General features: G+C 68.7%; 20 protein-coding genes and 1 tRNA gene. 7 read left to right on the forward strand and 14 right to left on the reverse strand.

What is annotated here, in order from left to right:
- The first annotated feature begins 9 nt into the window (after positions 1–9).
- Complete coding sequence (locus tag ACIQM4_RS10355; protein ID WP_401588805.1) at positions 10–414, forward strand: TIGR03618 family F420-dependent PPOX class oxidoreductase; 405 nt, start codon at positions 10–12, stop codon at positions 412–414.
- A 168-nt stretch (positions 415–582) separates the two neighbouring features.
- Here the strand turns inward: ACIQM4_RS10355 and ACIQM4_RS10360 are convergent, their stop codons facing one another.
- Together ACIQM4_RS10360 and ACIQM4_RS10365 are read right to left on the reverse strand one after the other, a co-directional pair.
- Entirely contained in the window at positions 583–915 is a 333-nt protein-coding gene (locus ACIQM4_RS10360) for a (2Fe-2S)-binding protein (protein WP_401588808.1), read from the reverse strand.
- 1 nt (position 916) lies between these two features.
- On the reverse strand, positions 917–1,144 hold the full coding sequence (locus ACIQM4_RS10365) for a hypothetical protein (RefSeq protein ID WP_401588810.1): 228 nt from the start codon (positions 1,142–1,144) through the stop codon (positions 917–919).
- 130 nt (positions 1,145–1,274) lie between these two features.
- Between ACIQM4_RS10365 and ACIQM4_RS10370 the strand changes: the two genes are divergently transcribed.
- Together ACIQM4_RS10370 and ACIQM4_RS10375 are read left to right on the forward strand one after the other, a co-directional pair.
- On the forward strand, positions 1,275–2,252 hold the full coding sequence (locus ACIQM4_RS10370) for a helix-turn-helix transcriptional regulator (RefSeq protein WP_401588813.1): 978 nt from the start codon (positions 1,275–1,277) through the stop codon (positions 2,250–2,252).
- A 38-nt stretch (positions 2,253–2,290) separates the two neighbouring features.
- Positions 2,291–3,010 carry a helix-turn-helix transcriptional regulator gene (locus ACIQM4_RS10375; RefSeq protein ID WP_401588816.1) on the forward strand — a complete coding sequence of 240 codons (720 nt, stop codon included), beginning with the start codon at positions 2,291–2,293 and terminating at the stop codon, positions 3,008–3,010.
- Between the two features lie 55 nt (positions 3,011–3,065).
- Here ACIQM4_RS10375 and ACIQM4_RS10380 read toward each other — a convergent pair whose 3' ends face one another.
- The 5 genes from ACIQM4_RS10380 to ACIQM4_RS10400 all read right to left on the reverse strand — a co-directional run bounded on the left by ACIQM4_RS10380 (position 3,066) and on the right by ACIQM4_RS10400 (position 8,832).
- Entirely contained in the window at positions 3,066–3,518 is a 453-nt protein-coding gene (locus tag ACIQM4_RS10380) for a heat shock protein transcriptional repressor HspR (protein WP_401588819.1), read from the reverse strand.
- 7 nt (positions 3,519–3,525) lie between these two features.
- Complete coding sequence (dnaJ, locus tag ACIQM4_RS10385; RefSeq protein ID WP_401588822.1) at positions 3,526–4,704, reverse strand: molecular chaperone DnaJ; 1,179 nt, start codon at positions 4,702–4,704, stop codon at positions 3,526–3,528.
- Between the two features lie 35 nt (positions 4,705–4,739).
- A complete protein-coding gene (grpE, locus tag ACIQM4_RS10390) occupies positions 4,740–5,402 on the reverse strand; it encodes a nucleotide exchange factor GrpE (protein ID WP_401588825.1) in 663 nt (220 codons plus the stop codon).
- Positions 5,402–7,264: a molecular chaperone DnaK gene (dnaK, locus tag ACIQM4_RS10395; RefSeq protein ID WP_401588828.1), complete on the reverse strand. Its 1,863-nt coding sequence runs from the start codon at positions 7,262–7,264 to the stop codon at positions 5,402–5,404. Before dnaK ends, grpE begins: the two co-directional genes overlap by 1 nt.
- 284 nt (positions 7,265–7,548) lie before the next feature.
- Positions 7,549–8,832 (reverse strand): LCP family protein, encoded by a 1,284-nt coding sequence (locus ACIQM4_RS10400; protein WP_401588831.1) that lies wholly within the window; start codon positions 8,830–8,832, stop codon positions 7,549–7,551.
- 218 nt (positions 8,833–9,050) lie between these two features.
- On the opposite strand from ACIQM4_RS10400, the gene ACIQM4_RS10405 reads away from it, so the two are divergent.
- The gene (locus tag ACIQM4_RS10405) at positions 9,051–9,632 is read left to right on the forward strand and encodes a sugar transferase (protein WP_401588834.1); all 582 of its coding nucleotides are present in this window, start codon (positions 9,051–9,053) and stop codon (positions 9,630–9,632) included.
- On the opposite strand, the gene ACIQM4_RS10410 is transcribed toward ACIQM4_RS10405, so the two are convergent.
- Positions 9,633–10,814 (reverse strand): glycosyltransferase, encoded by a 1,182-nt coding sequence (locus ACIQM4_RS10410; protein ID WP_401588837.1) that lies wholly within the window; start codon positions 10,812–10,814, stop codon positions 9,633–9,635. It lies immediately after the preceding gene.
- A 347-nt stretch (positions 10,815–11,161) separates the two neighbouring features.
- Between ACIQM4_RS10410 and ACIQM4_RS10415 the strand changes: the two genes are divergently transcribed.
- Together ACIQM4_RS10415 and ACIQM4_RS10420 are read left to right on the forward strand one after the other, a co-directional pair.
- Positions 11,162–13,444: a (Fe-S)-binding protein gene (locus ACIQM4_RS10415; RefSeq protein WP_401588840.1), complete on the forward strand. Its 2,283-nt coding sequence runs from the start codon at positions 11,162–11,164 to the stop codon at positions 13,442–13,444.
- Between the two features lie 309 nt (positions 13,445–13,753).
- A complete protein-coding gene (locus tag ACIQM4_RS10420) occupies positions 13,754–14,806 on the forward strand; it encodes a YIP1 family protein (protein WP_401588843.1) in 1,053 nt (350 codons plus the stop codon).
- A 119-nt stretch (positions 14,807–14,925) separates the two neighbouring features.
- Here the strand turns inward: ACIQM4_RS10420 and ACIQM4_RS10425 are convergent, their stop codons facing one another.
- From ACIQM4_RS10425 to ACIQM4_RS10435, 3 genes are all read right to left on the reverse strand, one after another.
- Complete coding sequence (locus ACIQM4_RS10425) at positions 14,926–15,423, reverse strand: phosphoribosyltransferase (protein WP_401588846.1); 498 nt, start codon at positions 15,421–15,423, stop codon at positions 14,926–14,928.
- An 8-nt stretch (positions 15,424–15,431) separates the two neighbouring features.
- Entirely contained in the window at positions 15,432–16,007 is a 576-nt protein-coding gene (dcd, locus tag ACIQM4_RS10430) for a dCTP deaminase (protein ID WP_401588849.1), read from the reverse strand.
- A 144-nt stretch (positions 16,008–16,151) separates the two neighbouring features.
- On the reverse strand, positions 16,152–16,361 hold the full coding sequence (locus ACIQM4_RS10435; protein ID WP_401588852.1) for a hypothetical protein: 210 nt from the start codon (positions 16,359–16,361) through the stop codon (positions 16,152–16,154).
- A gap of 124 nt (positions 16,362–16,485) precedes the next feature.
- Between ACIQM4_RS10435 and ACIQM4_RS10440 the strand changes: the two genes are divergently transcribed.
- Positions 16,486–16,559 (forward strand) — tRNA-Gly (locus ACIQM4_RS10440).
- Between the two features lie 51 nt (positions 16,560–16,610).
- Here ACIQM4_RS10440 and ACIQM4_RS10445 read toward each other — a convergent pair.
- The 3 genes from ACIQM4_RS10445 to ACIQM4_RS10455 form a co-directional block, all read right to left on the reverse strand.
- Positions 16,611–17,792: a tyrosine-type recombinase/integrase gene (locus ACIQM4_RS10445; RefSeq protein WP_401588854.1), complete on the reverse strand. Its 1,182-nt coding sequence runs from the start codon at positions 17,790–17,792 to the stop codon at positions 16,611–16,613.
- Complete coding sequence (locus tag ACIQM4_RS10450; protein ID WP_401588857.1) at positions 17,792–18,001, reverse strand: excisionase family DNA-binding protein; 210 nt, start codon at positions 17,999–18,001, stop codon at positions 17,792–17,794. Before ACIQM4_RS10450 ends, ACIQM4_RS10445 begins: the two co-directional genes overlap by 1 nt.
- 446 nt (positions 18,002–18,447) lie before the next feature.
- Positions 18,448–19,923 carry an ATP-binding protein gene (locus ACIQM4_RS10455; RefSeq protein WP_401588859.1) on the reverse strand — a complete coding sequence of 492 codons (1,476 nt, stop codon included), beginning with the start codon at positions 19,921–19,923 and terminating at the stop codon, positions 18,448–18,450.
- Between the last annotated feature and the right edge of the window lies 1 nt (position 19,924).

The following is a 19,924-nucleotide window of genomic DNA, read 5'->3' on the forward strand; positions in this document are numbered from 1 at the left end:
CTGCGGTGCATGGCCATCGACGTACGCAATCCGACCCCCGAGTACCGCGCCTTCTGGAGCGAGTACCACCTCTGCACCCTGACTACCCCCCGCCCGGACGGAACGCCACACGTGGTGCCGGTAGGGGTGACCTTCGACCCGGAGCAGGGCGTCGCGCGCGTCATCTGCTCGGGCACCAGCCGCAAGGCCGTCCACGTGGCGGCGGCGGGCGCGGCGGGGGCCCGGGTCGCGGTGTGCCAGATGGCGGGCCGCAAGTGGGCGACGCTGGAGGGGGTGGCACGCCTGCGCACGGAGCCGGCGGAGGTCGCGGACGCGGAGCGGCGCTACACCGAGCGCTACGGGCGCACCCCGCGGGAGAACCCCGCGCGGGTCGTCATCGAGATCACGGTGACGCGGGGCATGGGCAACGCGTAGGCACGGGCCGCGTGCGGGCGCGTGGGCCGTGGTGGGCGCTCAGGCGCTCCAGGCCGTGTGCGGGCGCGCGTGCGGGCACAACACAGCGGCGCCCTCGTGTTCAGGTTCACGAGGACGCCGCCGTGGGGGGGAAGCGCCTGAGCGATCTACTGCAACGGGGGAATCGCGTCAGGCACTGCGGGGGGTGGTCAGGCGCGAGGCGGAGCGGGGAACGTTCTCCGCCTCGAAGAGCTGGTGGTCGGACTTCTCAAGGTTCACGAAGATGTTGCCGTACCGGATCTCGCACCGGATCGGCTGCGGCGCGCCACGGGGCCTGCGCAGACACCGGTAGGCACGGACCTCCTCGTCCTGGTCACGAACGACCAGGATCGGGTCGCCGAAGAGGGTCACCATCAACGAGTCGCCGCGCTCGGGGAGGGCGGAGACAAGATCGACGAGGTGCCACCCGCTGCGGATGACGCGTGCCATCTCACGCCGGAAGGAGGGATCGTCCGAAGGCATGTCAGGCGTCCTGACCGGCAGGGACGGAATCCCAGATCACGTCCCCCGGGCCCTTGACGGCGGCAGGGACGAGGTCCCAGATCACGTCCGGCGGCACCACGTCGCCGGCGCGGGTGTGGGCACTCGCTGGGGCACTGTCCCAGATCACGTCGTAGCCGCCCGCCGCCGTGAACAGCGCACTTGCGGAAAAGGACACCGCGAGCACCGAGTGAAGCAATCTCTTGCGCATGGTCGGCTTCGTCCTCACTTCCTAGGTTTCGTCGCCCCCGACACCGAAACGATGGCTCATAGACCCACGTCAGCACCACAGAGTCGATGCATCATGTTCTTGTACGTGCAAGACCCTGGGGGGCGGACAAATGGACCAGAGCGGGGCAGAAGTGGCACATCCTCATGGGGTGTCGGACCTGTGCGACCAAGGGAGGCAGGCCTACATCCGGGCATTGCAGTCCGGTCGCATCGCGCGTGCCGAAGTGACGTCCATACCTTGCCTGATGGACTTGGCACTGTTGCAACCCGACCCGGACGACGCGGACTTCCTGCGCCCGGTTCCACCCGCGGCGGTTTTGGCCAAACGTCTGCACCCCATCGAGCACCAGATCCAGGAGCACCGCCGGCTCGCGGTCGAACTGGTCGATTCCTTCGACCAGTTCATGGCGATCAGTGCACAGGATCCACCCATCACCCACGCAATCACCGTGCTGGAGAGCAAGCCCCGCATCAACGCGGCCATCGGCGCCGCCATCGCCGACTGCCGGTCCGAGGTCCTCACCATCCAGCCGGGTGGCGGCCGCAGTGAGGACACCCTGCACCTGGCGGTCCAGCGCGGCCAGTTGATGACCGGCCGGGGTGTCCGGATGCGCACCCTGTACCAGCACACGGCGCGGCACAGCCACGGTACTCTCGCCTACGCGGAGATCATGGCCGAGGGCAGGGTGGAGATCCGTACCCTCGAAGAACTCATCGAACGCTTGATGATCTTCGATCGCAAGGTGGCCTTCCTGCCCGCCAGCGACGACCGCGAGGTCGCCCTGGAGATCCGCCACCCCGGACTCGTCGAGTACCTCGCCAACGTCTTCGAGCAGTTCTGGCACCGCGCCGTCCCCCTCGTCGAACCCGTGACCTACGAGCCCACCCCGACCGGAATCTCGGGCGTCCAGCGCTCCATCGCGAAGCTGCTCATCGACGGTTACGTGGACGAGGCCATCGCCCGTCGGCTGGGCATGAACGTCCGGACCTGCCGAGCACATATAGCCAAACTGGCCGCCTCTTTGGGCAGCGGGAGCCGCGCCCAACTCGGCTATCTGATAGCAAGGTCGAACATCCTCGACTCCTAACAGCGTCTGAGTGCGCCCCTCGCCCGATCGGAACAACCTTGATCTCGGCCCCACTTCCCGCGATCACCGTCCTGGAAGGTCTTGAGCGGATCAACGCCTCCCTGGACACGGCTTCCGCGGAATGCCACACGGAGGTCCGCACGCTCCAGCCCGGCGGAGCCCGCTCCGAACTCGACCTCGCCCAGGCCCTTGAGCGCTCCCAGCACTTCGGCGTGCGCGGCATCCACATGCGCACCCTCTACCAGCACACCGTGCGGCACAGCTACGGCCTGCACGCCTACCTGGACCGCCTGGCCGACGTCCAGCTGGAGGTGCGCACCCTGGAGGAACTGGTTCCCCGCCTGATGATCTTCGACCGCACGGTGGCTTACATCCCGGCCGGGGCCGGCACCCGTATCGCCCTGGAGCTGAGGGACCCCGACCTCATCGCCTTCCTGACGGCCGCCTTCGACTGCTTCTGGCAGCACGCCGTACCCCTGCACGAACCGCTGCCCGAGCCCGCAGGACCGGACGGCATCACGGCCATCCGTCGCTCCATCGCCCGGCTACTCGTGGAGGGCAACGTGGACGAGGAGATCGCGCACCGCCTCGGCCTCAACATCCGCACCTGCCGCGCCCACATCGCGAAGCTCTCCGCCGCGCTCGGCGGCAGCAGCAACCGCGCCCAGCTCGGCTACCAGATCGCCAGATCGGGCATCCTGGACGAACCGCGGCCGGCCGGACAGGCGGGGTCGGGCGGGACTGAAGGCGGGGCTTGAAGCCTGGACTTGAAGACTGGACTTGAAGGCGGGCCTGGGCGGCCCCGGGCGGGGCCTAGGCCTCGCCGTGCCGCCTGGGGCGCCACACCACCAGTGCGCTCGCCTGGTGGACGTCCTGGTAGGGGACCAGGTCGCGGCGGTACGAGGCGTGCACCTGGGCCTCGCGTTGCTGGATGGCGGCGGCGGCGCCGTCCACCGCGGCCGAGAGTTCGGCGACCCGGGACTGCAGGGCCGCGACCTGGTTCTCCAGCTCGATGATGCGCTTGATACCGGCCAGATTGATGCCCTCGTCCTGCGACAACTGCTGGACGGTGCGCAGTAGTTCGATGTCACGGGCCGAGTAGCGCCGACCGCGCCCGGCCGTGCGGTCGGGGGAGACCAGGCCGAGGCGGTCGTACTGACGCAGGGTCTGCGGGTGCAGGCCGGAGAGCTGAGCGGCGACCGAGATGACGTACACCGGAGACTCGTCGGTCAACTCGTAAGGATTGGTGCGTCGTCGGCCGTCCATGACTCTCCTATGCCCCCTTCGCGTCCTGGAAGAGTGCGGCCCGCGGGTCGTCGCCCGCCGTGGCCTCACGGTAGGTCTCCAGGGCTTCCCTGGCCTTGTCGTTCAGTTCGGTGGGTACGTCGACCTCGACGGTGACGAGGAGGTCGCCACGGGTGCCGTCCTTGCGGACCGCGCCCTTGCCACGGGCCCGCATCGTGCGCCCGTTGGGCGTGCCTGCGGGCAGCTTCAGGGTGACCGCGGGACCGCCGAGGGTGGGCACCTTCACCTCGCCGCCGAGCGCCGCCTCCGTGAAGGAGACCGGCACGGTGACGGTGAGGTTGTCGCCCTTGCGGCCGAAGACGGGGTGCGCGTCGACGTGCACGACGACGTAGAGGTCGCCGGCCGGTCCGCCGCGTTCGCCCGGGGTTCCCTTGCCGCGCAGGCGGATCCGCTGCCCGTCGACGACGCCGGCGGGGATGCGGACCTGCATGGTGCGCGAGGACTTGGCCCGCCCCGAGCCCTTGCAGATGTCGCAGGGGGTCTCGGCGATCAGACCGCGGCCCTTGCAGTCCACGCACGGGTCGGTGAGGGAGAACCCGCCACCGCCGCCGCGCGAGACCTGCCCGGTGCCGACGCAGGTCGGGCACACCCGGGGCGTGCCGTTCTTGTCGCCGGTGCCGGAACAGGCCTTGCAGGGGGCCTGGGACGACATCCGCAGCGGCACCGTCGCCCCGTCGACCGCCTCGGTGAAGCTGAGGGTGACCTCGGACTCGATGTCCTGGCCGCGGCGGGGCTGCGTGCGCGTGCCCGTACCGCCGCGGTTGAAGAGGCCGCCGAAGACGTCCCCGATGCCACCGCCGAAGCCACCGGGCTGGGTGGAGCCGCCGGCCGCGCCGCCGAACAGGTCCCCGAGGTCGAAGTTGAACGAGCCGCCGCCCGCGGCCCCGGGGCCGGGGCGGAAGCCGCCGTTCCCGAAGAGCGCGCGCGCCTCGTCGTACTCCTTGCGCTTCTTGGCGTCCCCGAGGATGTCGTTCGCCTCGGAGATCTCCTTGAAGCGGTCCTCGGCCTCGGCGTTGCCCTTGTTGGCGTCCGGGTGGAACTCGCGGGCGAGCTTCCGGTACGCCTTCTTGATCTCGGCCTCGGTGGCGTCCTTGGGGACGCCGAGGACCTTGTAGTAGTCCTTCTCGACGAAGTCCTTAGTGCTCATTCCTCGACGTCCCTCCTCTCGGACTCCGCAGAGCTTCAGCCCTTTTCGGGGCCACCGCTCTCCTCAGCGTCCTCGGTTTCCTCACTCTTGTCGGCGGCGCCCGGCTGGGGCTCCGCCACCGCGACCCGGGCGGGACGGATCGTGCGTTCGCCGATCCGGTAGCCGGGCTGCAGGATCGCCACGCAGGTCGTCTCGGTGACGTCCGGTGCGTAGCTGTGCATCAGGGCTTCGTGGATCGTCGGGTCGAAGGGCTCGCCCTCCTTGCCGAACTGCATGAGGCCCATCTTCGCGGCCACGGTCTCCAGCGACTCGGCCACCGACTTGAAGCCGCCGACCAGTTCGCCGTGTTCCCGTGCCCGGCCGATGTCGTCGAGCGTCGGGAGGAGCTCGGTCACGAGGTTCGCCGCGGCGATCTCCTTGACCGTGACCCGGTCCCGCTCCACGCGGCGACGGTAGTTCTGGTACTCGGCCTGGAGCCGCTGGAGGTCGGCCGTGCGCTCGGAGAGCGCCATCTTGGCCTGGTCCAGCTGGGCGGTCAGTGCGACGTCCTTCGCGGCACTCGCGTCCCCGGCCGGGGCCGCCGAGCCCTCGTCCAAGGAATCCTTGGACGCGGGGGTCTCGGCGGCCTTCGGCTCGGCGTCGTCCGTGCCGGGAGAGACGTCGGGCTTCTCGTCGAAGCCCGGTGTCTCCTCCGTCATCAGGCAGCGCCGCCCTTCTTGTCCTTCTCGTCGTCGACGATCTCGGCGTCGACGACGTCGTCGTCGGCCTGCGCCTGACCGGCACCCTCGGCGCCCGGGGCACCCTCGGCGCCCGCGGCCTGCGCGCCCTGGGCGTCGGCGTACATCGCCTGGCCCAGCTTCTGCGAGACGGCGGCGACCTTCTCCGTCGCCGTGCGGATCTCGGCCGTGTCCTCGCCCTTGAGCTTTTCCTTCAGCTCGGTGACGGAGGTCTCGACCTCGGTCTTCACGTCGGCGGGGACCTTCTCCTCGTTGTCCTTGAGGAACTTCTCCGTCTGGTAGACGAGCTGCTCGGCCTGGTTGCGGGTCTCGGCGGCCTCGCGGCGCTTGTGGTCCTCGTCCGCGTACTGCTCGGCCTCTTCGCGCATCCGGTTGACCTCGTCCTTCGGCAGCGAGGAGCCACCGGTGACGGTCATCTTCTGCTCCTTGCCGGTGCCGAGGTCCTTGGCAGCGACGTGCATGATGCCGTTGGCGTCGATGTCGAAGGCGACCTCGATCTGCGGCACGCCACGCGGGGCCGGCGGCAGACCGGTCAGCTCGAACATCCCGAGCTTCTTGTTGTACGCCGCGATCTCGCGCTCGCCCTGGTAGACCTGGATCTGCACGGACGGCTGGTTGTCCTCGGCCGTCGTGAAGATCTCGGAGCGCTTCGTCGGAATCGTGGTGTTCCGCTCGATGAGCTTGGTCATGATGCCGCCCTTGGTCTCGATACCCAGGGACAGCGGGGTCACGTCGAGGAGCAGGACGTCCTTGACCTCACCCTTGAGGACACCCGCCTGGAGCGAGGCGCCGATGGCGACGACCTCGTCCGGGTTGACGCCCTTGTTGGCCTCGCGGCCACCGGTGAGCTCCTTGACGAGCTCGGCCACGGCCGGCATACGGGTCGAGCCACCGACGAGAACGACGTGGTCGATCTCGGAGAGCTGGATGCCCGCGTCCTTGATGACGTTGTTGAACGGGCTCTTGCACCGCTCCAGCAGGTCGGAGGTGAGCTGCTGGAACTGGGCGCGGGTGAGCTTCTCGTCCAGGTGCAGCGGGCCCTCGGCGGACGCCGTGATGTAGGGCAGGTTGATCGACGTCTCGGTGGACGACGACAGCTCGATCTTCGCCTTCTCCGCGGCCTCGCGCAGACGCTGGAGAGCCATCTTGTCCTTGCCCAGGTCCACACCGTGGTTGCCCTGGAACTGCTTCACGAGGTAGTCGACGACGCGCTGGTCCCAGTCGTCACCACCGAGGTGGTTGTCACCGTTGGTGGCCTTCACCTCGACGACGCCGTCACCGATCTCCAGGAGCGACACGTCGAAGGTGCCGCCGCCGAGGTCGAAGACGAGGATCGTCTGGTCGTCCTTGTCGAGGCCGTACGCCAGGGCGGCGGCAGTCGGCTCGTTGACGATGCGCAGGACGTTGAGGCCCGCGATCTCACCGGCCTCCTTCGTCGCCTGACGCTCGGAGTCGTTGAAGTACGCCGGGACGGTGATGACCGCGTCGGCCACCTTCTCGCCCAGGTAGGACTCCGCGTCACGCTTGAGCTTCTGCAGGATGAAGGCGCTCATCTGCTGCGGGTTGAAGCTCTTGCCGTCGAGGTCGATGCTCCAGTCGGTGCCCATGTGGCGCTTGACGGAGCGGATCGTCCTGTCGACGTTGGTGACTGCCTGGCGCTTCGCGACCTCGCCGACGAGCACCTCGCCGTTCTTGGCGAAGGCGACGACGGACGGCGTGGTCCTGGCGCCCTCGGCGTTGGTGATGACGGTGGGCTCGCCGCCTTCGAGAACGCTGACGACGGAGTTAGTCGTGCCCAGGTCGATGCCGACCGCACGTGCCATTTCGATTCCTCCTGCAGTTCTTACTTGAGTGGATCTGACTCAAGGATGCATCACCTGCCCGCAGACGTCAACAGACCTGAGTCGACCTCGCTCAACTCTTATGCGGTTCTTATCCGCAAGGGCGCCGACGGTTGCGTTTGCCCATCTCAGAGGGGTGAGGGTGGCGATTGAGGGTGGTGGGTGCGGGCGGGGCGCCCGTGGTTACGGAGCCGCCCCACCCCCGCTGCCCCAAGTTCTGGCGCCTACTCGTACGCGTCTACTTCGTACGCGTCGCTCTGGCCCGCTTACTCGTACGCGTCGTGGTACGGCTCGAACTCCGGCTCGTCCGGTTCCTCCGCCGGCTCCCGCTGCGCCCTCCGCAGCGCCGCCGCCAGCGGCGTGTCCTTCTGTACCGCTTCGAACACCCGGCGGGCCTCCGGTTGTTCCAGGTCGAGGCGGTACCAGTGGTCCTGCGCCTGGCGGTGCGGCACCGTGTGGAAGGTCAGCGCCCCGGGCGGCAGCTCCTGCAGGCTCTGGACCATGCCGTACAGCTCGCTCAGCGAGTCGAGGCCCGTGTCCGCGCTCACCGCGGAGGTCGCCGCGTCCAGGACCGGGAAGAGCCGGGCGGGGTTGGCGAGGGTGCCGTTGTTGCGGATCTTGGCGGCCAGCCGGGCGACGAAGTCCTGCTGGCGGCTGATCCGGTTGAGGTCACTGCCGTCGCCGACGTAGCTGCGCGCCCGGACGTAGGAGAGCGCGGTCTCGCCCTTGAGCAGGTGCTTGCCCGCGCTCAGGTCGAGGCCGACGTTCGGATCGTGCTCGGCCTTCCTGACGTTCACCTCGACACCGCCCACCGCGTTGACGATCTTCTTGAAGCCGGTGAAGTCGACGCTGAGGTGGTGGTCGATCCGGATGCCGGTGAGCTTCTCCAGCGTACGGATGGTGCAGGCCGCGCCGCCGAACTGGAAGGCCCAGTTGAACTGGGCGTTCTGCTCGACGCTGTACTCCCCGTCCTGGCGCAGACAGCTCGGGATGTCTACCCGCAGGTCACGCGGCACGCTCAGCACCTCGGCGCGCCTACGGTCGGCGGCCACGTGCAGCAGCATCACCGTGTCGGAACGCTCACTGCCCGCCTCCTGCCGCCAGTCGGAGCCGAGCAGCAGGATGTTCTGCGCGCCGCCGGGGTGCGGGGCGGGGCGCTGGGCCCCGTACTCGGCGAGCAGCGCGGCGGTCTGTTCGTCGGTACGGATGTTGCCGTCGATCTTCCGGTACGCGAGCCAGCCGGCGACCGCGGACAACCCGACGAGCAGCGCCACGCCCGCGCAGAGGAGCCGCAGGGGCCTGCCGCTCCTGACGGCGCGGAGCGTGCGGTTGAGGCGTCGCCCGGGCGGGTGTGGGCGGGCCTCCCGACGCTCTCGGACCTCTTGGACCTCTCGGACCTCCTGCCCGTCCCGGCCATCCCGGCCCACCAAGCCCTCCTGCCCCTCCCGGCCATCCCGGCCATCCAAGCCCTCCTGCCCCTCCCGGCCCTCCTGCCCGGCCCAGTCCCCCTGCGCGCCCCGGCCCTCCTGGTCCTCCGGTTGCGTGTTCATCGGATCCGTCCCCTCCTCGTTCGCCTCACCCGCTCAGGCGCCCGGCGTCGGAACAGGTGCCGTGCCGGCCAACACCTCTCCGCACCTCTTCGACCCGGCCGGGTGACGCGAGCGTGGCGCGCCACCCTCACCGGCTGCTGTTCCTCGTGGGAGAGTCATTTCCACAAAAACGACTATTCGCATTAAGTCAGGCAAAGATCCCACGAAAGGATGCGGATATGCGGGCACCGTCCGCCAAGCGCACGCTCGACCTGGCCGGCAGCCTGCTGCTGCTCGTCGTTCTCGCCCCGCTGCTGGCCGCTGCCGCTGCCGTCGTGGCGTTCACGTCTCCCGGCGGCGTCCTCCTGCGGCAGACCAGGGCCGGACTGAACGGCGCACCCTTCGAGCTGCTGAAGTTCCGCACCGTCACCCGCACCACCTCCCGCACCATGTCCCACGCCGTCTCCCCCACCACCCCGGCCGGGCGCCTCCTGCGCCGCTTCTCGCTCGACGAGCTCCCCCAGTTGATCAACGTCGTACGGGGCGAGATGTCCCTGGTGGGACCGCGACCGCTGCCCGTGGCGGACGCCGGCCACCGAGGCGCGGCCCGCGGCCGGCTGATCGTGCCGCCCGGCATCACGGGCCTCTGGCAGGTCAACCGGCATCCCGAAATGCCGTGGAACGAGATGGTGTTGGTGGACCTGGAGTACGTGGACCGGCACTGGCTCGGTCTCGACCTCGCCATCCTGGCCCGCACGCTCCCCACCGTGCTCACCCCTCGCCCCGCACGCACCACGCACACCGCGCATCCCGCGCACTGATCAGCCCGCGCCCGGGACCCCGTCCACACGGCCGGCGCCGCGCCCGTGCAGCACGGACGTGTAAAGCGCCGTCGTACGCGCCACCCACACCGGCTCCGAGTACCGCTCGCCGAACACCCGGACGCAGTGCGCGCGCCGTGCGGGGAAACGGGCGGCCAGCGCCTCCGCGTACACCAGGGGCACGCGCTCCGGACAGCGGCCGGGAAACACCAGCCCCCGCCAGGACGGCAGCCGCCGCCGCAGCTCCTGCCTCCCCAGCGTGCCGAGGAAGCGCACCGACGCACCCCTGGCGGCGGCAGCGGCCCGGCAGTCGACGTCCAGCTCCCCGTCACCGACCACGTCGAGGGGAACCTCCTGCGGCCAGCGGCGAAGCAGTTCCAGGATTCCGTCCTCCGCGCCGAGCCGCCCCACGAAGACCCATCGCCCCTTCCCCGCGGTGGAGTTGACGCGCGGCGCAGCGGACACGAAATGCGGTACGAGAGCCGGCCGGCCACCCGGTAAGCCGGCCCTCTCGTACGTCCGCCGGCTCAGCTCGGACAGCACGACGAGCCGGTCCGCCCGCGACAGCAACGGATCGGCCGCCACGCCGCCGGCCGTCACGCCGCCGCGCCCGGACCAGGCAGCCGGCAGGGGCGCCGTACGCGGCCCCCGGTCACAGCCCTCACGCCGCCCGGCCCAGCGCCCGCCGTCCGCACACCGCGCGCAGACCGGGCCCGCCCGGTAAGGGCCGCCCGCGGGGCACTGCGGACGGTGGTGGTGGTGGTACAGCGTCGCGACCACTGGCCCCTGCCAGTCCCACACCCAGGCACTCGCGGAGTCCGGGGCGAGGTCGTGCACGTGGACCACGTCGGGCGCGAAGCCGGCCAGCCGCTCCACCGGGCTCGCGTCCCGACCGGGAGCACTCCAGGAGAGGCCCTTCAACGGCTCTGCCCCGCGCGCGAGTTCACGTGGACGGACGGCGATCACGGTGACCTCGTGCCCGACGGCACGCAGGGCCCGCTCCTGGTCACGGACCGCCTCGTACTTCCCGCCGGGCGTCGCGGAGGCATGGCCGCCGATCACGAGGGCGACCCGCAGCGCCCCGCCCCCGCGGTCGACCCGGGAGAGGCCGGCCCCGGAGAGGCCAGCCTCGGAGAGGTCGGTACGGGCGGTGGCGGCCGGACGGCGAGCGAGAGAAGTCATGCGCGCACGGTAGGCAGTCGTTCACGTTCGGTGAGACGTGACGCGCGGGTGCCCGCCGGGCGGGTGAGCGACGGGCACGAGCACGCGGACGGGCGCATCCCCCGATCACCGGCCTGAAGTGCAACACCACACCCCCCACCGATTCCCGCTGCGGTCCGGTGAGGCTCCCCTGAGCGACACAGATCACCGCCCCCGCGGATACTGTGCGACGGCATAAGTGGGTAATCTCAGCTCGACTGGATAAGTTACCGCTTAGTAATCAAGAAGCACGCTTGAGGCCGCCCGGGACCCGGGAAGCGCCCCAGGCACCCCGTTACCCACCCTCGCAGGCCCGAGGAGCCCCCAAAATGCAACTCGCCGCGATCATCGTGTCGCTGGTCCTCATGGCAGTCGGCGTCGCGCTGTTCGGCCGTGCGACCGTCCAGATCTACCGCTTCGTCAAGCTCGGCCAGCCGGTCCCCGCCGGCACCAGGACCGACAACCCCTGGCAGCGCGCCGTCACGGTGGTCAAGGAGTTCCTCGGCCACACCCGGATGAACAAGTGGGGCGTCGTCGGCGTCGCGCACTGGTTCGTCGCGGTGGGCTTCTTCTCGCTGCTCCTGACGATCGTGAACGCCGTCGGCCAGCTCTTCCAGGCCGACTGGCTGCTGCCGATCGTCGGTGAATGGGCGCCGTACAACGTCTTCGTCGAGTTCATCGGCACGATGACCGTGCTCGGCATCCTGGTGCTGATCGCGATCCGCCAGCTGAACCGGCCCGGCGGGGCAGGCCGCAAGTCCCGCTTCGCCGGCTCCAACACCGGCCAGGCGTACTTCGTCGAGACGGTCATCCTGATCGTCGGCATCTGCATCTTCACGCTGCACGCGCTGGAAGGCGCCCAGCACCACGTCGACAGCTACGAGGCGTCCTTCTTCATCTCGTACCCGTTCGTCGCATGGTTCCGCGGCATGGACCTCGCCACGCTGCAGACGCTCACGTACTTCTTCGCGGGCCTGAAGATCGCCACCTCGTTCATCTGGATGATCACGGTCGCGCTCAAGACCGACATGGGTGTCGCCTGGCACCGCTTCCTGGCCTTCCCCAACATCTTCTTCAAGCGCAAGGCGGACGGCGACGTCGCGCTGGGCGCGCTGCTGCCGATGACCACGGGCGGCAAGGAGATCGACTGGGAGGACCCGGCGGAGGACGCCACCTTCGGCGTCAGCCAGGTCGAGCAGTTCAGCTGGAAGGGCATCCTCGACTTCTCCACCTGCACCGAGTGCGGGCGCTGCCAGTCGCAGTGCCCCGCCTGGAACACCGGCAAGCCGCTCTCGCCGAAGCTCCTGATCATGTCCCTGCGCGACCACGCGCACGCCAAGGCGCCGTACCTGCTGGCGGGCGGCGGCAAGGACATGGAGGGCAACGAGCAGGCCACGCCGGAGCAGCTCGCCGACGTACCCGCCTCGGCCCTCGCCGAGGCCGAGCGCCCCCTCATCGGCACGGTCGAGGAGAACGGCGTCATCGACCCCGACGTCCTCTGGTCCTGCACCACCTGCGGCGCCTGCGTCGAGCAGTGCCCGGTGGACATCGAGCACATCGACCACATCGTCGACATGCGCCGCTACCAGGTGATGATCGAGTCCGCGTTCCCGTCCGAGGCGGGCACGATGCTCAAGAACCTGGAGAAGAAGGGCAACCCCTGGGGGCTCGCCAAGAAGCAGCGCGTGGAGTGGACCAAGGAGGTCGACTTCGAGGTGCCGATCGTCGGCAAGACGATCGAGGACCTCACCGAGGTGGAGTACCTCTACTGGGTCGGCTGCGCGGGGGCCCTGGAGGACCGCGCCAAGAAGACCACCAAGGCCTTCGCGGAGCTCCTGCACATCGCGGGCGTGAAGTTCGCGATCATGGGCGGCGACGAGAAGTGCACCGGTGACTCGGCCCGCCGCCTCGGCAACGAGCCGCTGTTCCAGCAGCTGGGCGCCGAGAACGTCGCGATGCTGAACATGGCGTACGGCGAGTCCCTCGACGAGGACGGGGGCGTGGACGAGTCGACGCGTAAGCCGAAGTCGTCGAAGAAGATCGTCGCGACCTGCCCGCACTGCTTCAACACGATCGCGAACGAGTACCCGCAGCTGGGCGGCGAGTTCGAGGTCATCCACCACACGCAGCTGCTCCAGCACCTCATCGACGAGGGCAAGCTGATCCCGGTGACCCCGGTCGAGGGCCTCATCACGTACCACGACCCCTGCTACCTGGGCCGCCACAACAAGGTCTACACGCCCCCGCGCGAGATCATGTCCGCCGTCCCGGGCCTGCGCCAGCAGGAGATGCACCGCCACAAGGAACGCGGCTTCTGCTGCGGCGCCGGCGGCGCGCGGATGTGGATGGAGGAGCGGATCGGCAAGCGCATCAACAACGAGCGGGTCGACGAGGCCCTCTCCCTGAACCCGGACATCGTCTCGACCGCCTGCCCGTTCTGCCTGGTCATGCTGACCGACTCGGTCAACGGCAAGAAGAACGACGGCAAGGCCAAGGAGTCGCTCACCGTGGTCGACGTGGCCCAGCTGCTGCTGGACTCGGTCAAGACCCCGGCGGAACCGACGGACACGCCGGAATCGGAGATCGCACCGGAGCCGGAGCCGGTGAAGTAGGGGCGTCCCGCGCACGGCGTCGTAGGCACGGCGTCCCACGCACGGCGTCGTACGCGGCGCCTCACGGGGAGGGCCTCGTACACACAGGTCCGTATGCGGAGAAGTGAGAAGTGAATGCGGCCGGTTCTGCCCCCCAGCGGGGCGGAACCGGCCGCATCGCGTTGCGAGGGGCGCGCCACTCGTGCCCCTGCCCCACCCCCGGACAGCCCCCCAGGGAACCCCTAGGGGATGTCACAGGTCGGCCGCAAAGGCCCCCCGCTTACGCACCACCCGGCACCGGGCGCATCCGGAGCGGGTACGTTCGTTCGTGTGGCTGGATTCAGGATCGGACGCGGCCGGGACAACCGCACGCAGCAACAACCGCAGCGGCAGCAACCGCAGCGGCAGCAACCGCAGCAGCAGCCGTACGGGGGGCAGCAGGCACCGCCTCACCCCCAGTACGGCCAGCAGCAGTGGCCGCAGACGCAGGGGCAAGCCGGTTACGGCGCTGCCCCCAGAGGCCAGGGCGGACACGGCAACGGCGGATACGGAGGCGGCGGTTACGGCGGCGGCGCGGACGAGCCGGAGTACTTCGGCGACCCGCACCCGCAGGGCGGTTACGACCCCCGCGGCGGCGGTCGCCCCCCGTACGGCAACGATCCGTACGGCCAGGACCCGCACGGCCGGGACCCGTACGGCCAGGGCGGGCACCCGCAGGGCTCCCCCGCCCACGACCCGTACGCCAACAACCCGGGTCACACCCAGGCCTTCAGCGTCAACGAGGACCCGTACGGCGACGGCAACACCTACCGGGCGGGCAACACGCCCGCCCCGCCGGCCGGTCCCCGCCTGCACTGGAAGCAGCTGCTCTCGGGCATCGTGCTGCGGCCCGGTGCGACGTTCTGGCAGACGCGCGACCACCAGGTCTGGGTCCCGGCGCTGATCGTCACGTTCCTGTACGGCCTGCTCGCGGTCTTCGGCTTCGACAAGGCCCGCGAGGAGACGATCAACTCGACCTTCGCCAGTGCCATTCCGTACGTCCTCACGACCTCGGTCGCGATGATCATCTGCGGTCTGATCCTGGGCGTGGTGACGCACACTCTCGCCCGTCAGCTGGGCGGCGACGGCTCCTGGCAGCCCACGGTCGGGCTGTCGATGCTGATCATGTCCCTGACGGACGCGCCACGCCTGCTCTTCGCCCTCTTCCTGGGCGGCGACAACAGCCTGGTCCAGATCATCGGCTGGGTGACGTGGCTGGCGGCCGGCGCGCTGTTCACGTCCATGGTCAGCAAGTCGCACGACCTGCCGTGGCCGAAGGCACTGGGCGCGTCGGCGATCCAGCTGGTCGCGCTGCTTTCGCTGCTGAAGCTCGGCACGATCTGAGGGTTCGCGCGATCCGACGCCCGAATGGATCTGACGCACGCGCGAGGAAGGGCCCGGTACGAGAACTCTCGTACCGGGCCCTTCCTCATGTCACCCTCATGCCACCACTCTCGGCATGGTCACGCGTCGAGAACCTGCCCCGCACGCCGGACGACGGGCTTCTCCACGGACCAGGGGAAATTGATCCACTCGTCGGTCCGCTTCCACACGTACTCGCACTTCACGAGGGAGTGCGACTTCTCGTAGACGACGGCGCTGCGCACCTCGGCGACGTGCTCCAGGCAGAAGTCGTGCACCAGCTTCAGGGTCTTGCCGGTGTCGGCGACGTCGTCAGCGATAAGAACCTTCTTGTTGCTGAAGTCGATCACGTTCGGCACCGGCGCGAGCATGACCGGCATTTCCAGCGTCGTGCCGACCCCGGTGTAGAACTCGACATTCACCAGGTGGATGTTCTTCACGTCGAGGGCGTAAGCAAGCCCGCCCGCGACGAAGACACCGCCCCGCGCGATGCTCAGCACGACGTCGGGCTCGTAGCCGTCGTCGGCGATCGTCTGCGCCAGTTCGCGCACCGCGTGCCCGAAACCGTCGTACGTCAGGTTCTCTCGTACGTCACTCATACCGGCTATCACACCTGTGTCCGATGGAAATTGAGGAAGGAGCGCGAGGCGGTAGGCCCACGCTGCCCCTGGTAACGGGACCCGTACCGCTCGGACCCGTAAGGAAACTCAGCCGAAGAACTCAACTGGAACAGACACAGCTGCCCGATCTTCATCCCAGGCCACAGCTTGATGGGCAAAGTCGCGAGATTCGACAGTTCAAGCGTCACATGCCCGGAAAAGCCGGGGTCGATGAACCCCGCGGTCGAATGCGTCACCAGCCCGAGCCGTCCGAGCGAACTCTTTCCCTCCAGCCTCGAAGCGAGGTTGTCGGGGAGGGTGATCGTCTCGTACGTGGACGCGAGCACGAACTCACCCGGGTGAAGGATGAAGGCCTCGTCGCCGTCCGGCTCGACGAGCCGCGTCAGATCGACCTGCTCGACGGCGGGGTCGATGTGCGGGTACCGGTGGTTCTCGAACACCCGGAAATAGCGGTCCAGCCGTACATCGATGCTCGACGGCTGCACCATGGATTCGTCGTACGGATCAATGCGTACTCGTCCGGCGTCGATCTCGGCCCGGATGTCCTTGTCTGAGAGAAGCACCCACCGAGGATACGCAGAGCGCGCGGGCCCACCCCAACCGGGCAACCCGCGCGCCGACCCACTACCGACCGCTACTCACCACTCACTCCCACCCACCGGCTCCCACTCGCCGGCGCCGCTCCCTGACTCCACTCCCTGACTCCCCTACCGCTCCTCGACCCCCCTCACAGGTACGGCCTGCCGCAGCCGAGCACACCGAGGACAACGAACGAGCCTCCCGGGCCCGATCCGCCCCTCACCGAGCTGCCGCAACGGGAACGAAAAGGTACTGAACACATGCCCTTCGGCACAGCGGACGACGGTGCGATCCATCAAGTCCCTTCCCCAAACCACGCGTGGACGAAGCTGCCACATTAGGGGATAAACAGGACGCCCCACCAAACGGCACTCCGCACCCGCCCCCACCCGCTACCTGCATCGGGATCCCGACATGGGGTACAGTGTCCGACGATGCGGCAACAGCTCAACGGCCGTTTCGGCGGGTGTAGTTTAATGGTAGAACATGAGCTTCCCAAGCTCAGAGCGCGAGTTCGATTCTCGTCACCCGCTCCATAGCAAACCCCCAGGCCAGCGGCCCGGGGGTTCTTTGTTGTCTAGACCCATTCAGGAACCGTGCACCACCTCTGCACTACCTTGCCCCTTCCTGACCTGCTCAGAGGCCTTGTCGCGTGCCCCTCGCACCATCTTGTCCAGCCCGCTCGCGAGCTCTTTCTGTCGCTCCAGATCGGAGTGCTGGTAGATCAGCGCCGCCCGTTCGGTGGATTGGCCGGCGCGCACCATCGTGTCCTTGAGCGTGGCCCCGGACCGGGTCATCAGCGTGTGGCCGGTATGCCGAAGGTCATAGAAGCGGAAGTTCTCCGGCATCCCGACCTTCGTGCGTGCCTTGCGCCACTTGCGGCCGAAGGACGACCGCCGGAACGGGGCCCCCTTCTCGCCGACGAACAGCAGCCCCTCCGCGCCCTTCTCGGCGTACCAGTCGAGGTGACGACGCAGGTCCGTGCGGAGGAAGCCCGGCAGGACGATGACGCGCTTCCCTGCCTCGGATTTCGTGGGGCCTTCAGCCCGTCGCCCCGTGGTCAGCTCCGGTGCGGCCTTGCGGACGCGGATCGTCATCTGCTCCAAGTCCACATCCTTGCGCCGAAGTTCGGCCTGCTCCTCGGGGCGCATCGGGCCGTATGCCCCGAGGTAGACCATCAGCCGCCAACGGATGCCAACTGCCTCCGCGAGCGCGTCGACCTGCTCCACGGTTGCGATCTCGCGCTCCTCGGCCGTCTCCTTGCCCGCACCCTTGATCCGGCAGGGGTTGCGGCGGATCAGCTCATCGTCCGCGGCCGTCTCCAGGATGGCTTTGATGAGCCGGTAGGACTTGGCCACCGTGGTCGCGCCGGTGGCCTTGCGTCGCTCCGTACGCCATTCACGGATGCGGGGCGGTGTGAGCTGGTCCAGGTCGTATGAGCCCAGCCCAGGAAGGATGTGGAGGCGAAGGAGCCGTAGGTACAGCTCCTCGGTGGTTGCTCCGATCTCGCGGTCCTCCACCCACTGCCGGGCGTACTCGTCGAAGTTCACGGCTCCCGCATCCGGGTCACGCCAGTCGCCTCGGGTGAGGTCCGCTTCGATCTGGGAGAGCCAGACTTCCGCGTCCGTCTTCGTGTCGAACGTCTTCGGTGCGAACCTCCGCTCCCCGGTGGGGTCTAGGTACGAGGCGGCCCACCGGCCAGAGCGGTACTGCCGTACCGCTCCGAACCGGCGGATACTCTTGCCCTTCTTCGGGCCCTTCTTTGCCACTAAGCGACCCTCCTGCTGCGGCGGCGCGGGCGAATCGGCTCCACCGTGTGCGCCTCGATGAACGCGGTCAGTGCGCTTTCCGGGATGCGGACGTGGCGACCGACCTTGACGAAGGTGATGCGTCGCTCTGCGATCAGGCGACGAGGGAAGCGTTCGGTCGTGCCGAGAAGCTCTGCGACTTCTGGCACCGACAGGTATTTCTCACGCAACGGGCACTCCTCGGTGGGCGCGGAGGGAAGTGCTGCTGTCTGTCCGAGGTGCGGATTTCTGCGTCACCGCGTCACCTGCGTCATTTGCCGGTCTGACCTGCGGTTTTGGGTGACGCAGCGGTTTCGGGGTGTGTCACCGGCGCGTCATCCCGTACGTCATCGGGTGACGCGGGTGACGCAGGATGACGCAGGATCGGCCGTCTGCGTCATCGGTGTTGGGGCAGGTCACGGACCGTTTTCCACCCCGGGGTGACGCAGGTGACGCAGAACTTCTCTCTTAGGAAAAAGAGAAGGGGGAGTTCTGTTGGTGGTGGGGGTGCGACTCAGAGAGCAAAGAAGGAGCCGCTTCGCGGCGCGACCACCGGGGCGGCGCGGTGCGCCGAACAGCAAGAAGAGCACCGGCACGGGGTGCTCTTCTTGCTTGTCCGCCACCACGGCGGCGCTGATCAGAACGCCGCTTCCTGCTGCTCCGGGGGCGGCCCCGCAGGTCGGGCCATCTCGATGTAACGGGCGGTCTTGGAGCGTCCCCAGTCGATGAGGACCCCGCGCGCTGCAAGGGTCGGCTGAAGCCGCTTGAGACGGTCGGAGAGAACCTTGCCCGTGGTCGGCCATCCCTTGGGCAGCGGGTGGAAGTCCTCTCCGGTGTAGAGCTGGGTGAGGCAGTGCAGCCACTCTGCGGAAGCCATCCGCTGCTCTGCCCCGGCGTCCAGTCCGGCGGCGTGCTTGAGGACGGTCTGCGCGAGCAGGTCGCCCTCGATGACGTCGTCGTTGAGGTCGTCCAGACTGGCCCGGTAGGCGTTGAGCGCACCGAGCCCTGTTGCCGCGTCGAGCTGCGCGCACAGGTGCGCGAAGTCGGCCATCCGCAGATCAGTGGGGATGCCGGCGTCCGCGCCACGGACCTTGACGGTGAGGTCCAGGAGGGAGCCGAGGACGACCGGCAGGATCTCCTCGAACTCCTTCCACAGCTCCGCTTCCGTACGCCGCACCCGCGGACGTTCGAGGCGGAGCGGCAGAAGCCGTTCGGCGAGGTCGGGCCGGATGACGCCGACGTCGATGCCGGTCATGAGCAGCGGGCGCCGGTAGCCGACGCGGAAGACGTCCCCGTCGGTGAACAGGGCACGCTTGACGTTCTCGGCCCCGGTGACGATGCAGCACATCGCATCGGCCAGGTCCGGGGTCATGTGCGAGAGGTTGTCCAGCGCGGTCACCCATCCTGCCGCCACGGCCGCGATCAGGTTCTCCTCATCCTTCGGCGCCCGCCGCAGGTCCCCGCTCATGCCCTCGATGATCCGCACGAGCATCCGCCCGCCGGTGGACTTGCCCGCACCCTGCGGCCCGGTGAGGAACGGAGCAGGGACCGGTACGGACGGCCCGAGACAGCCGATCAGCCACGCGATGGCCAGGCACTCGGTCTCCGCGGTGGCGAAGTTGCACAGCCGCATCAGGAGGTCGATGCCCTTGCCCTGGGTGTCCTTGGCGGGCAGGGGCAGTTCCCCGGTGAGCTGGGTGCGTCGCCAGCACACCTCTCGCGGGTCGGGGGTGAGGATGTCCCAGCCGGTGGGGTGGATGCGTACGGACTGCCCGTCATCGCGTCCCAGGTCCAGCCACGTCGCTCCGTCGAAGCCGGGGGCCACACGGATGTGCACCGGCTGCACCCCCTCGTACAGGGCGAGTGCCTCGATGAGGTCCAGCGCCTCTTTGAGCGCGGACCCGTTGAACACCCCTTGCCCGTCCTTGAACAGGCCGACCATGAGTTCTTGGCGGTGGCTGCCGGTGGTGCCCTGGGAGCGGATCGGGCGGGCGACGGGGTGGCCGTTCTTCTGCGCGTACACGGTGCCGTCTCCGGTGCGGAAGTACCGGAAGTGGGATTGCGCGTACTCGGTGATGATCTCGCGTGCCGGGGTCTTTTCGTCGTCGGACATG

Origin of the sequence: Streptomyces sp. NPDC091272 (genome assembly GCF_044757485.1) — a bacterium.
Lineage (GTDB): Bacteria > Actinomycetota > Actinomycetes > Streptomycetales > Streptomycetaceae > Streptomyces.

Excerpts from the sequence above, each read along its gene's own strand:
- ACIQM4_RS10365 (WP_401588810.1), bottom strand. The coding sequence starts at position 1,144 with ATGCGCAAGAGATTGCTTCACTCGGTGCTCGCGGTGTCCTTTTCCGCA.
- grpE (WP_401588825.1), bottom strand. The coding sequence starts at position 5,402 with ATGACGGAGGAGACACCGGGCTTCGACGAGAAGCCCGACGTCTCTCCC.
- ACIQM4_RS10370 (WP_401588813.1), top strand. The coding sequence starts at position 1,275 with ATGGACCAGAGCGGGGCAGAAGTGGCACATCCTCATGGGGTGTCGGAC.
- ACIQM4_RS10380 (WP_401588819.1), bottom strand. The coding sequence starts at position 3,518 with ATGGACGGCCGACGACGCACCAATCCTTACGAGTTGACCGACGAGTCT.
- ACIQM4_RS10410 (WP_401588837.1), bottom strand. The coding sequence starts at position 10,814 with ATGACTTCTCTCGCTCGCCGTCCGGCCGCCACCGCCCGTACCGACCTC.
- ACIQM4_RS10415 (WP_401588840.1), top strand. The coding sequence starts at position 11,162 with ATGCAACTCGCCGCGATCATCGTGTCGCTGGTCCTCATGGCAGTCGGC.
- dnaK (WP_401588828.1), bottom strand. The coding sequence starts at position 7,264 with ATGGCACGTGCGGTCGGCATCGACCTGGGCACGACTAACTCCGTCGTC.
- ACIQM4_RS10455 (WP_401588859.1), bottom strand. The coding sequence starts at position 19,923 with ATGTCCGACGACGAAAAGACCCCGGCACGCGAGATCATCACCGAGTAC.
- ACIQM4_RS10425 (WP_401588846.1), bottom strand. The coding sequence starts at position 15,423 with ATGAGTGACGTACGAGAGAACCTGACGTACGACGGTTTCGGGCACGCG.
- ACIQM4_RS10405 (WP_401588834.1), top strand. The coding sequence starts at position 9,051 with ATGCGGGCACCGTCCGCCAAGCGCACGCTCGACCTGGCCGGCAGCCTG.
- ACIQM4_RS10355 (WP_401588805.1), top strand. The coding sequence starts at position 10 with ATGGCCATCGACGTACGCAATCCGACCCCCGAGTACCGCGCCTTCTGG.
- ACIQM4_RS10360 (WP_401588808.1), bottom strand. The coding sequence starts at position 915 with ATGCCTTCGGACGATCCCTCCTTCCGGCGTGAGATGGCACGCGTCATC.
- ACIQM4_RS10400 (WP_401588831.1), bottom strand. The coding sequence starts at position 8,832 with ATGAACACGCAACCGGAGGACCAGGAGGGCCGGGGCGCGCAGGGGGAC.
- ACIQM4_RS10435 (WP_401588852.1), bottom strand. The coding sequence starts at position 16,361 with ATGTGGCAGCTTCGTCCACGCGTGGTTTGGGGAAGGGACTTGATGGAT.
- dnaJ (WP_401588822.1), bottom strand. The coding sequence starts at position 4,704 with ATGAGCACTAAGGACTTCGTCGAGAAGGACTACTACAAGGTCCTCGGC.